We start from the raw sequence: 12,966 nt of genomic DNA on the forward strand, positions 1-12,966 counted from the left end.
GTTGAGTGACACACTTTTTTAGGTGCAGAATGGTCGCCCTTGGGGTAACGACCTCGCCTGCTAGAAAGGAAACTCGATGACTCGTCTTCGTGCCATCTGTACCGCGGTTGCACTGGTTTGCGCCAGCGGCCCTGTTTTTGCCGATACCGCCAGCCACAATGCCAGTGCCGAAGCTTTCCTGACCCTGGCGCACGCTGACAAATTGGGCACTCCGGTGTACATGCAAGTGCAGCAAATGTTTGCCCAGCGCTTTGAACAGACCAAAGCCCCCGAATCGAAAAAAGCCCTGCTGGAAACCTACCAGGCCAAGGCTAACGCCGCTCTGGACCAGGCCATTGGCTGGAACAAGCTGAAACCTGACATGGTCAAGCTCTACACCACCAACTTCAGCGAATCCGAGCTCAAGGACCTGGTCGCGTTCTACCAGTCGCCACTGGGTAAAAAAGTCCTGGAAAAAATGCCGCAGCTGACTCAGCAATCGGCCCAGATGACCCAGGCCAAACTCGAAAGCGCGGTACCAGTGGTCAACAAACTGCTGGCTGACATGACTGCCGAGCTGGAGCCTAAAGGCGCCGCTGCTCCTGCCGTCAAGAAAAAGCCTTAAGCGGAGTCGGGTATGACCATGCAACAACGCATCGAATCAACGCTGGGGCTGTTGCAGCCCGAGCACCTGCAAGTGCTGGATGAAAGCCACATGCACAGCCGTGGGTTGCAAACCCACTTCAAGGCGGTGGTCGTCAGCCAGCAGTTTGAGGGCCTCAATCGCGTCAAGCGTCACCAGAAGGTCTACGGCACTCTGGGCGAGCTGATGGGTGAGTTTCATGCGTTGGCGCTGCATACCTACACGCCAGAAGAATGGGCACAGATCGACGCGGCCCCGGCCTCACCGACCTGTGCGGGAGGAAAGCAGTAAAAAGCAGCTGCAAGCTTCGAGCTGCAAGATCAGGCGCGCGGCTTTAACTTGCCGCTTATAGCTTGCCGCTCGAAGCCTACACGCCAGAAGAATGGGCACAGATCGACGCGGCTCCAGCAGGATTGATGGGCTGTTGTGGCGAGGGAGCTTGCTCCCGCTGGACTGCGAAGCAGTCCCAAAGCCTGCAACAGTGCTCTGTCTGAAAGAGTGCAGTTGCTTGCATTACGACTGCTTCGCAGCCGAGCGGGAGCAAGCTCCCTCGCCACAAAGGCAACTCGCAGTCCTAAAACCACACAGTTTTTGCTAGAATCCGCAACGCGCCGCTCACCCGGCGCGTTTTTTTTCGCATCCGGTTCACCCCTTACGAGGGTAGCCACCTGGAGAATCACCCATGACACAACAGATTGTTGTGGCGGCACTGTATAAGTTCGTCACCCTGGAAAACTACGTCGAGATGCGCGAGCCATTGCTGCAAGCGATGGTCGACAACGGCATCAAGGGCACCCTGCTGATCGCCGAAGAAGGCATCAACGGCACCGTCTCCGGCAGCCGCGAAGGCATTGACGGGCTGATGGCCTGGCTCAAGAACGATCCGCGCATGGACGACATCGACCACAAAGAGTCGTACTGCGACGACCAGCCGTTCTACCGCACCAAGGTCAAGCTCAAGAAAGAAATCGTCACCCTCGGCGTCGAAGGCGTGGACCCGAACAAAACCGTCGGTACCTACGTCGAGCCACAGAACTGGAACGCGCTGATCAGCGATCCGGAAGTGCTGCTGATCGACACCCGCAACGACTACGAAGTCGCGATCGGCACCTTCGAAGGCGCCATCGATCCGAAAACCACCAGTTTTCGCGAATTCCCCGACTACATCAAAGAGCACTTCGACCCGGCCGTGCACAAGAAAGTCGCGATGTTCTGCACCGGCGGCATTCGTTGCGAAAAGGCGTCGAGCTTCATGCTCAGCCAGGGCTTCGACGAGGTGTATCACCTCAAGGGCGGCATCCTGAAGTACCTCGAAGAGGTGCCGCAGGAAGAGACCAAGTGGCAGGGCGACTGCTTCGTCTTCGACAACCGCGTGACCGTGCGTCACGACTTGAGCGAAGGCGACTACGATCAATGTCATGCCTGTCGTACACCGATCAGCGTCGAAGACCGCACGTCTGAGCACTATGTGGCGGGCATCAGTTGCCCGCATTGCTGGGATACGCTGAGTGAGAAAACCCGTCGCAGCGCCATTGATCGGCAGAAGCAGATCGAATTGGCCAAGGCGCGCAACCTGCCGCACCCGATCGGTTACAACTACAAGCAAACCCCTGCCGAGGCTTGAATCATGTCTGCTCGCCTGCTCTATGTGATGGACCCGATGTGTTCCTGGTGCTGGGGCTTTGCGCCGGTGGCTGAGGCGCTGGTCGAGCAGGCACAGGCAGCGGGCGTGGAGTTGCATCTGGTGGTGGGCGGCTTGCGCACCGGCAGCGGCGCGGCCTTGGAGCCGACCACCCGGCGCTACATTCTTGAGCACTGGCAGGCGGTCACCGAGGCCACCGGCCAGCCGTTCAAACGCGAAGGCGCCTTGCCCGACGGCTTTGTCTACGACACCGAACCCGCTTGCCGGGCGCTGGTGACGGCGCGCAGCCTGGCGCCGGATTGCGCGTGGAAACTGCTAGGGCTGATCCAGCATGCGTTTTATGCCGAAGGTCGCGACGTCACCCACGCCAGCGTCCTGGTGGAACTGGCGGAGCAGGCCGGGGTACCACGCATCGAATTCGCCGCCGCGTTCGACCGCGCCGATCAACACGCCGCCACCGCCGCCGATTTCACCTGGGTCCAGGACCTGGGCATCGCCGGGTTCCCGACCTTGCTGGCCGAGCGCGACGGGCAACTGGCGCTGCTGACCAATGGCTATCAACCCTTGAGTGTCCTGTCACCGCTGCTCGGCCGCTGGCTGGAGCGCGCTGCCTGTGCATGACCTGCCCGATGATGCACCCGCAGCCCCGCGTGTCGATCGACTGAGCTGGGCGGAAATCCGCCGACTGGCCCTGCATCACAAAAAATCCCTGTGGATTGCCAACGGCGTGGCTGTGCTGGCGACCTTGTGCAGCGTGCCGATTCCGTTGCTGCTGCCGTTGCTGGTCGACGAAGTGCTGCTGGGGCACGGCGATTCCGCGCTGAAAATCATGAATCACGCCTTGCCCGACGCTTGGCAGAAAGCCGCCGGCTACATCGGCCTGATGTTGCTGGTGACCTTCGTCCTGCGCTGTGGCGCGTTGCTGTTCAACGTGGTCCAGGCCAAGTTGTTCGCGGCGCTGGCCAAGGACATCGTCTATCGCATTCGCGTGCGCCTGATCGAACGGCTCAAGCGCATCTCCCTCGGCGAATACGAAAGCCTGGGCAGCGGCACGGTGACCACGCACCTGGTCACCGACCTCGACACCCTGGACAAATTCGTCGGTGAAACCCTCAGCCGTTTCCTCGTGGCGATGCTGACCCTGGTCGGCACCGCGAGCATTCTGGTGTGGATGCACTGGAAACTGGCGCTGCTGATCATGCTGTTCAATCCGTTGGTGATCTACGCCACGGTGCAGTTGGGCAAACGGGTCAAGCACCTGAAGAAACTGGAGAACGACAGCACGTCGCGCTTCACCCAGGCCCTGACCGAAACCCTGGATTCGATCCAGGAAGTACGCGCCGGCAACCGCCAGGGCTTCTTCCTCGGACGCCTCGGCCAACGGGCCCGGGAAGTGCGGGATTACGCGGTGAACTCGCAGTGGAAAACCGATGCCTCGAACCGCGCCAGTGGCTTGTTGTTCCAGTTCGGTATCGATATTTTCCGCGCGGCGGCGATGCTTACAGTGTTGTTCTCCGACCTGTCCATCGGCCAGATGCTCGCGGTGTTCAGCTACCTGTGGTTCATGATCGGTCCGGTGGAACAGCTGCTGAACCTGCAATACGCCTACTACGCCGCCGGTGGCGCGCTGTCGCGGATCAACGAGTTGCTGGCCCGGGCCGATGAGCCGCAATACCCCGGTGGCGTTGATCCGTTCCAGGGCCGCAACACCGTGGGTATCGAGGTGCAGGGCCTGAGTTTCAGCTACGGCGACGAGCTGGTGCTGGACCAGATGAACCTGTCCATCGCCCCCGGTGAAAAAGTCGCGATTGTCGGCGCCAGCGGTGGCGGCAAAAGTACCTTGGTGCAATTGCTGCTGGGCCTGTACACGCCGCTGGCCGGGACCATTCGTTTCGGCGGTGCGACGCAGCAAGAGATCGGCCTGGAAACGGTCCGGGAGAATGTCGCGGTGGTGCTGCAACATCCGGCGCTGTTCAACGACACCATCCGCGCCAACCTGACCATGGGTCGCGAGCGCAGCGACGAAGCGTGCTGGCAGGCCCTGGAAATCGCCCAACTCGATGGCACCGTGCGCGGCTTGCCCCAAGGCCTGGACAGCGTGGTCGGGCGTTCCGGCGTGCGCCTGTCCGGCGGCCAGCGCCAACGCCTGGCCATTGCGCGGATGGTGCTGGCCCAGCCAAAAGTGGTAATCCTCGACGAAGCCACCTCGGCGCTGGACGCCGCCACCGAATACAGCCTGCATGAAGCCCTGGCGCGCTTCCTCAGTGAACGCACCACGCTGATCATTGCCCACCGACTGTCAGCGGTGAAACAGGCCGACCGGGTGCTGGTGTTCGATGGCGGGCGCATCGCCGAGGATGGCGACCATCAGCAACTGATTGCCGATGGTGGGTTGTACGCCAAGCTTTATGGGCATTTGCAGCAGTTGTAGGTCATTTCCACAGGACCTCCAGTGCATTTTCCCCGCCGTCGTAGGCGAACTGCTTCATCACCACCGAGCAGGAATCGCATGGCGCCATGGTTGTGGCGACATTGACCGACTGGATCGATTCACTGTCCGGGTACTTGGCACGGATCACGCTGATCAACTTGCTTTCGCTGTCCAGTGAGGTCGGTCGGCTGGTCAGCTCCGGACGGTAAGTGCCAATGTCATCGATAGTGCGCGGCACGGCGAGCAGCTTGCCCTCGGCGGTTACGTCCAGAGAGGTGCTGGAAAACGACTGGTTCATGTCGATATTGAAGTAAGTGGTTTCCCCCACGGTGACCTGATCTGCGCCGAAGTTTTGCTTGAATAGCGGAAGCTGTCCGGTGATCCCTTGAGCCCCCGAAACACTGACGTATACCTCGCGAGTGCCTGACGCGGTCGTGACTTCCGCATAGGCGATGTTCCTGGGATTCCTGGATCGCTTGCCACGAGGGAGCATGCTATGAAGCGTTCTCATCGTCTTATCGATCTTCAAAGCGCTGTTGGGCGTTTGTGTGATCACCTTTTCCATAAACAGTGCATCGAAGATCTCCGCGGTTCTCTGACGAAAGGCCTCCGAGGCATTCGTACTGCGTGACCAGGACGTTGCACCTTTTGGTTGGGTGGCGACGATCATGCGCGTCGAATGGTCGAACAATACCGCCTCACCGGGGCTGGTATCGACTGTCAACCATTTGAGCGTATCGGGCGGATAGGTGTGACCGCCGATGGGAATGGCGATGTTCTCCATGGTTTTCATGGCGCGCTCGACGGCTTCGATGCCGTAGAAGCGCGCCATGTTGTTGGCTTGGAGAGAGCCGGTGTAGACCACCCGCAATTCTTCCAGAAGCCCTTCTGCGAGGGTTGTGGCTTTTCTGAAGGTCAACAATTGCTGCACGCTTTGGCCTTTCAGGCGTTCGGCAACGTAAAAGTCCCCCGCATCCAACCGTGTGAATACGTAATGCCTTGAGCCGTCCTTCGCTTCGACGATCGTGGCGCCGGAGTTGAAGGTATGGAAAAAATCTCCCTCGGGGACCGGGACGCTGATTTTGACTCGCCCATAAATACCCGTCTGAAACTCCATCGTCCCTTTCAGCGTTGAATGTGCAGCGAGTGCGGAGATACTCAATGGTGCTCTGTTTGGGGCCGGCGTGTAGTGGCTGTCCCCGAACCAGGGGGCCCAACTGTTGGTTTCATCGAATACTCCCAGTTTGGGGGTGGGGGCCGGGGTGAGGCTGTTGACGTACTGTGTCTGGCAGGTAACGGGATCTCCGGCGCGTCGTACGCGGCAAGGCAACTTTTTGTAGGTCTGTTCGATCGTGAAGCTGTCGGCGCGACGCAGCGTATCGTTCTCCAACCGATACGCCACATCGTCAATAAACACGGTGGTGCGCCCATCGACCTCGAACACCTCCCTGACCTGGCTTTTTTTCGAGAGCTCAACGATCAGATGGCTGTCGGTTTTTTCCAGGAGGCGGTAGTGAGAGCGTCCCGGAGAAAGTTCTCCGGCCTTGGTCGCCAAAGTCGGGCCGAACAGCCTGGACGATAGCGGATCGATCAGGCGGTAGTCCGACTTGCCAGCGTTTGCCAGATTGCGCACCGGCACGTCGTCAATGCCTTTTACCCGGGCTAATTCATCACCGTTCACCAACGGATTCCAATGTCCTGCGTCACGGATCTGGGGGCGACTGTTCACGAAATCGTAGCGTCCCGCTCTGCCCATCAGCTCCAAGACTTTGAATCGACCGGCCCGGGCCAGTTTCACCGTGGCAGTGCCCAATCCGGTCAGCAGGGCGAGCGGGCCATCCAGCGGGTTCAGCGCCCCCAGAATCGACACCACCAACTCCATCGTCAGCTGTTTGAATGATGGCAGGGCGGCCCGCAGTGTTGATCGGCCCGTCTGGGTCATCAGTCGCAACGAACCCGAAGCAAACTTGCCGACCGGTATGAAAAATGAAATGGCGTCGGTAAACAGACCAAACGAACCGTTGATCAAGCGCATCCTGTCGCCTGAAATCAGGTCTTCGATGCTGCTCCAAAACGGAACGAACGCCTTGGTCAGCGCGACGACTTTTTTGTACCACTCAGTGTCTAGATCAAATTGGGTGATGCCATTGGCGGCGTCGCGTAGCGTCTTTGGGTCTATGAACAGCAGTTGAGTTGCGATAACACGGCTGATGCTCACTGTGCGCTCGGAGGAAAGTGTTTGCGCTGCAGGTGCTGAGGGATCTTTCGCGTAAACGACGGCGTCGAGCGTATCACCCAGTTGTTCGAGAATGGCTTGGCAACGTGCTGCGTCGTTCGGCGCGCTTCCGGTTGAATGGGCCTCCCAATCGAACGGTAAATCCTTGTGGCGCATAACATCGACGCGAACGCTTGAGGCGTTCCGCAAGCTCCAGCGTTCAGTCTCGAGTTGGCCACCAAAAAGCGCCGGGTCCAGTTTTTCGATGCGGCGCATGACGCCCGCCCTGGGCAGCAGTTCGTAATGGGTGACGTGTCCGTCGAGGGTTGCCTGCAAAATCAGGCCATTGCGAGCCCGGAGTGGCAATATCATTTCCGCCGTTTCATGTTGGGCCTCGATGCCCTTCGTTTCCTTTCTCAGGGAGTAAATCTTGACTTCACCGAACTCCAGGGCCAGGCGGTCGTTGTAGGGAAGGGATGCCAGCAGGCTTTTGATCAGCGTGGCATAGGCGTCTGTCGTGTCCGTCAAATAGCGCATGAACTCTACGTCGAACAGCGCCTTGACGTCTGGCAACACCAGCTTGGCCTTCGGCGGCCAGACCCGGCGCGTTCCTGCAAACGAGCCGCCGGGGGCCGGCAACGGACCGTTGGTTTCTATCGTTCGATGTTCGTCAATTTGAATCCATTGCTGGCTGACAGTACTGCCGTCGATGTCCGTAACAAACCATTCTTCCTGCTGATCAAACTTGCCAGCCGCCAATACGTCGAGAAACGAGTAGATGTCATAACCCTTGCCTTCGAGGTAGGGGATGTCACGAGAAACGAAAAGCGGCGGATGCAGCTTCTTAGCCAGTTGCCTGCCATCGGTGTTAAAGCCGTTTTTGCCGAAAAGCGTTTCCATTTCTCTTTTACTGATAGCCAGGCGCTCGGGCACCTTCTTGTCGATCTGGACAGAGGCTTTTGTCAGATCGTCGCTGTATTGCTCGAAGGCCGTCAGCGCTTGCTCAATGTCTGTTGCCGCATACGGCTCATGGGGTAAATGCGCAATGACGCCGTAGGTTTGCGCCCAGTCCAATGTCGGCTGCAGCCTCGCCAGGCTGATGAACGTCAGGACTTCTTTCGTCGCCTCTTCGCAGAGTATGCTCGGCAGGTTGACCAGTTGCTGGAAGGTCATTCTGTCCAGTGATCGGGCATCGCTCGCCTTGATCAAATTGACGCCAGTGAGGAAGTTGACCCATACCAACGAACTTCTGTAGGCCAGATCAGCAGGAATGCCAGTGACCCGAAACTCCGAGGGAAACCTGGAGAGGAACAGGCGCGCGATCACGATCGCTTCTTTGGCCGACGAGGCACGTTGTGATGTAAGCAGGTGGCTTTCAAACTCGGCCCGGATCACTTGATAACTTTTGCCCCAGTGTTCGCGTGCTTGCCAGTCATAACCGGCGATTCGTTGCGGATCGTCGGCAGGTCCCGCCAGCCAGATTTGCAGCGCCTGGGCGATCAGCCAGGTACGAATGCCTGGTGAAGTTTCTTCACCGATTTCCCCGCCGTACCAATCCAGTGCCGACAGCAGGAGCGTTCCGAGGTTCTCGGCTTCAGCGCTGTGCAGGATGTTTTGCAGGTAAACGGCAGGGCACCCCCGAACCTGTTCGAGGGTCGCTTCAGCGAGAATCGCATCGGTCAGGAAGGACAGCGACGATGCGCCTCGATCGGCCAGGAATTGGTCGACGGTGTCGATGATTTCAGCGCGGATGATTTGCGCATGGACCTTTTCAGTGTCCACTTGCAGGGGATCGGCTGAGCTGCGCCGACGGGCCCGGAACGTGGCACGGTCGGCATCGGTGGGGCGGCGCCTCAGCGCCAGGACTTCGAAGTCGTCCTCCAGCCTTAGCTGGTGACTGGCGATCTTTTCTTGCAGGGCCCGTATGGCGCCGGGATGTTCCTGCGGATGTCGTGGCTGCCAGGGCAGGAGGCCGTAAAACCAGCACATCCTGCCCAGCGTGATCCTGCGATTGGCGTTGATCTGCCCGCCCAATAAAGCAGCCGCCCGTTCGATACGCGGGGTCAGCGCATGCCATCTTGCGTTTTGCGTCAGATCCAGCGTGATTCGCTCTCCCGAGTCTTTATAGCCTTGGTACACATAGGTCTGTCCTTCGAGGGTCACACTCAGTGCGCCATGCCTGATGTGCAGTCTTGAGCACATATCGATGTAGTCTCGATCGCGCAACACATGCCATAACGCATTCAATCCGTCCTCGCTCACCCGGTGTAAGGGTGAAAAGGGCCCGATCAGGATCAAATTGTTCAGATTTACAGTTGCCTGCGGCTCGCGCATGGCGGACAGCATGAGTTCGTAGTCTTGCAACTGCCCTGTGTGCAGTTCGGCTGGGGAAGGATTAGTAGGAGGGTACAGGCCACTCGGCGTCATCATTTGCATGAACGTATTGATCTCTTGATAGTCGATTGAGTTGCGCGTTGCAGCGGGCAACGGCATTCGGGCTCGATTACAAGCGATCTATTTCAGCGCCGGGCTGTACATAGTTATTGCGCAGAAGCTTCTCTTGGAATTTCTCTGTTTTTGCCCGAATTGCGTCGAAAACCGGTTATTGGTGCAAACTTGCCCGCGCCGGAACGAACGCGTCCTTGCGGGGATGGGGATCGCCTCCTAGTCTTGCGGGAGCGGTTTGATCTGGATGATGATCAGGCAGTACCTATGCAAGGGACCTCATGAAGCCAAAACGGACTCTCGGAACGCCACGATTGTTGGGCATCGTCTGGCCGTTTATCGCCGTGGTGCTGTTTCAAGCGTTGCTCGGTGGCGTCAGCCTGTACGTGCTGTCGGCGGTGCGCGGCTATGTGGCCGGGGAAAGCCTCTGGTCCAAGGGCCAGAAAGACGCCATCTATTACCTCAACCTCTACGCCGACAGTCGCGACGAGGCGATTTTCCGCAAATACCAGAACGCCATTGCCGTGCCCCAAGGCGGGCATGAGTTGCGCGTGGCGCTGGACAAACAGCCTCCGGATCTTGAAGCGGCACGGGTGGGGATTCTCAAGGGGGGTAATCATCCGGACGACGTTTCCAGCGTTATCTGGCTGTACTTGAACTTCCGGCATTTCAGTTATCTGGAAAAAGCCATTGATCTCTGGACAGTGGGCGACTCTTATCTGGTACGACTGGATGACGTCGCCCGGGAGATGCACCAGCAAGTCGTCGACAATCAGGCTACCGCTACCGACATCAAGCGCTGGAAAGACCAGATTTTTGCGATCAACGACGGCGTGACCCCGGCCGCCAAGGCGTTTAGCGATGCGTTGGGCGAGGGCTCGCGGGTGATTCTGCGGCTGTTGCTGGTGACCAACCTGGCCACGGCGCTGGGGCTGATCGTGCTGGCATTGCTGCGCACCCACAAACTGCTCAAGCAACGGCATGCCTTCGCCGAGGCCCTGCAACTGGAGAAGGACCGGGCGCAGATCACCTTGCAGTCGATTGGCGATGGCGTGATCACCACGGATGTCGAAGGGGCGATTGCCTACATGAACCCGGCCGCCGAGGCCATGACCCACTGGAAAGCCGAACAGGCCACCGGCCTGCCCCTGGCGGCGCTGTTCAATCTGCTGGACGAGAATGCCCAGGCCGACGGCTTTACCCTGATCGAACACATCCTCAGTGGTCAGCTCAGCGGCGGCAGCGAACATTCCAAACTGATCCAGCGCCTGGATGGCAGCACCGTGTCGGTGACTCTGGTCGGCGCGCCGATCCGCAATGCCGGCAAGGTCAGCGGCACGGTGCTGGTGCTGCATGACATGACCCAGGAACGGCAATACATCGCCAACCTGTCCTGGCAAGCGACCCACGACGCCTTGACCGGGTTGGCGAACCGTCGCGAATTCGAATATCGCCTGGAGCAGGCGCTGCATAACCTGACGCGCCAGTCGGGGCGGCATGCCTTGATGTTCCTCGACCTGGACCAATTCAAACTGGTCAACGACACCTGCGGCCATGCGGCGGGGGATGAACTGCTGCGGCATATCTGTGCGTTGCTGCAATCCGGCCTGCGTGAAGGCGACACCCTGGCCCGGCTGGGCGGTGACGAGTTCGGCATCCTGCTGGAGAACTGCGCACCGGAGCACGCGGAAAAAATCGCCGAAGTGCTGCGCCAGACCGTGCAAAACCTGCACTTTGTGTGGAAGGGGCGGCCGTTCCTGACCACCGTGAGCATCGGCCTGGTCCATATCGCCCAGACGCCGACCACCCTTGAAACCTCGCTGCGCGCCGCCGATATGGCCTGTTACATGGCCAAGGAAAAGGGCCGCAACCGGGTTCAGGTCTACCACGCCGACGATTCGGAACTGTCCCTGCGCTTTGGCGAGATGGCTTGGGTCCAGCGTCTGCACATGGCCCTGGAAGAGAACCGTTTCTGCCTGTACGCCCAGGAAATTGCGCCGCTCGGCCATGTCGAACAGGGCGGACACATCGAAATACTGCTGCGCCTGCATGACGAGGCCGGGCGGATGATTTTGCCTGACAGTTTCATTCCGGCGGCCGAGCGCTATGGCTTGATGACGTCGCTGGATCGCTGGGTGGTAGAGAACGTTTTCAAGATCATTGCCCAATGTATTGCCGAACAACGTAAAGGCCCGTTGGCCATGTGTGCGATTAATCTTTCAGGCATTACTATCGGAGATGAGGCGTTCCTGGACTTCTTGCGTGAACAGTTTGTTACTTACGCTATTCCTCCGGAAATGATTTGTTTTGAAATTACAGAAACCAGCGCTATTTCGAATTTAGGAAGTGCAATCAGATTTATTAATGAACTCAAAGGTTTAGGTTGCCACTTCTCACTTGATGACTTCTGCGCCGGAATGTCCTCGTTCGCTTACTTGAAACATTTACCTGTAGACTTCTTGAAGATCGACGGGAGTTTCGTAAAGGACATGCTGGACGACCCGATTAACCGCGCTATGGTCGAGGTGATAAACCACATCGGCCATGTCATGGGTAAGCGCACCATTGCCGAGTTTGTCGAGACACCTCAGATCGAGCAGGCCTTGCTCGAGATCGGTGTCGATTACGCTCAAGGGTATGTCATCGAACGCCCGCAATTGTTTACCTGCGACAGTTTGCAAAGTCGTCCCGCCAGACCGCAACCGCTGTTATTCAAGGCGCCTGGCACGTTCCGTTGAAATCTCTTGCTGATCATTACAATCACAAATCAAAAGGAGCCGAACAGTGATCGACACATTCAACCGAACCGGACCACTCATGGAAGCTGCAAGTTATCCCGCCTGGGCCCAACAGTTGATCCAGGATTGCAGCGAGAGCAAACGCCGGGTTGTCGAACACGAACTGTATCAGCGCATGCGAGATAACAAACTCAGCGCAAAAACCATGCGCCAGTACCTGATAGGTGGCTGGCCCGTCGTTGAGCAGTTCGCTTTATATATGGCACAGAATCTCACCAAGACCCGCTTTGCTCGCCACCCCGGCGAAGACATGGCGCGGCGCTGGCTGATGCGTAACATTCGTGTCGAACTCAATCACGCCGATTACTGGGTGCACTGGAGCCGGGCTCACGGTGTCAGCCTGGAAGATCTGCAAGCCCAGCAAGTTGCGCCGGAGCTGCACGCCTTGAGTCACTGGTGCTGGCACACCAGTTCGGCGGATTCGCTGATCGTGGCCATCGCTGCGACCAACTACGCCATTGAAGGCGCGACCGGGGAGTGGTCGGCGCTGGTGTGTTCCACGGGTGTGTACGCGGCAGCGTTCCCCGAGGAAGATCGCAAGCGGGCGATGAAGTGGCTGAAGATGCACGCCCAGTACGACGATGCCCACCCGTGGGAAGCGCTGGAAATCATCTGTACCCTGGCCGGCACCAACCCGAGCAAAGCCCTGCAAGTGGAACTGCGCCAGGCCGTGTGCAAGAGCTACGACTACATGTTCCTGTTCCTGGAGCGCTGCATGCAGCAGGAACACGCGGAACGAGTGCCGGTCGCTCGCGAGCGGATGGCATTGGCGGAAAGCTAAACGTCGTCAACCCGTGTAGGCGCAGCCTTCGG

General features: G+C 58.7%; 8 protein-coding genes. 7 read left to right on the forward strand and 1 reads right to left on the reverse strand.

What is annotated here, in order from left to right:
• Window positions 1-76 precede the first annotated feature (76 nt).
• From FQ192_RS19665 to FQ192_RS19685, 5 genes are all read left to right on the forward strand, one after another.
• On the forward strand, window positions 77-604 hold the full coding sequence (locus FQ192_RS19665; RefSeq protein ID WP_149660046.1) for a DUF2059 domain-containing protein: 528 nt from the start codon (window positions 77-79) through the stop codon (window positions 602-604).
• Window positions 605-616: 12 nt separating this feature from the next.
• Window positions 617-913, forward strand: a complete 297-nt coding sequence (locus tag FQ192_RS19670; protein WP_090186621.1) for a BolA family transcriptional regulator — start codon at window positions 617-619, stop codon at window positions 911-913.
• Between the two features lie 391 nt (window positions 914-1,304).
• The gene (locus tag FQ192_RS19675) at window positions 1,305-2,246 is read left to right on the forward strand and encodes a rhodanese-related sulfurtransferase (protein WP_149660047.1); all 942 of its coding nucleotides are present in this window, start codon (window positions 1,305-1,307) and stop codon (window positions 2,244-2,246) included.
• A gap of 36 nt (window positions 2,247-2,282) precedes the next feature.
• Complete coding sequence (locus FQ192_RS19680; RefSeq protein WP_178129175.1) at window positions 2,283-2,885, forward strand: DsbA family protein; 603 nt, start codon at window positions 2,283-2,285, stop codon at window positions 2,883-2,885.
• Window positions 2,878-4,695, forward strand: a complete 1,818-nt coding sequence (locus FQ192_RS19685; RefSeq protein ID WP_149660049.1) for an ABC transporter ATP-binding protein — start codon at window positions 2,878-2,880, stop codon at window positions 4,693-4,695. The genes FQ192_RS19680 and FQ192_RS19685 overlap by 8 nt, the downstream gene beginning before the upstream one ends.
• 1 nt (window position 4,696) lies before the next feature.
• On the opposite strand, the gene FQ192_RS19690 is transcribed toward FQ192_RS19685, so the two are convergent.
• Window positions 4,697-9,403 carry a deaminase domain-containing protein gene (locus FQ192_RS19690; protein WP_256672318.1) on the reverse strand — a complete coding sequence of 1,569 codons (4,707 nt, stop codon included), beginning with the start codon at window positions 9,401-9,403 and terminating at the stop codon, window positions 4,697-4,699.
• 233 nt (window positions 9,404-9,636) lie between these two features.
• On the opposite strand from FQ192_RS19690, the gene FQ192_RS19695 reads away from it, so the two are divergent.
• Window positions 9,637-12,093, forward strand: a complete 2,457-nt coding sequence (locus FQ192_RS19695; RefSeq protein WP_149660050.1) for an EAL domain-containing protein — start codon at window positions 9,637-9,639, stop codon at window positions 12,091-12,093.
• 79 nt (window positions 12,094-12,172) lie between these two features.
• Complete coding sequence (locus tag FQ192_RS19700; protein WP_372242352.1) at window positions 12,173-12,934, forward strand: TenA family transcriptional regulator; 762 nt, start codon at window positions 12,173-12,175, stop codon at window positions 12,932-12,934.
• Window positions 12,935-12,966: the final 32 nt, after the last annotated feature.

It is taken from the genome of Pseudomonas sp. ANT_J12 (assembly GCF_008370045.1).
GTDB lineage: Bacteria > Pseudomonadota > Gammaproteobacteria > Pseudomonadales > Pseudomonadaceae > Aquipseudomonas.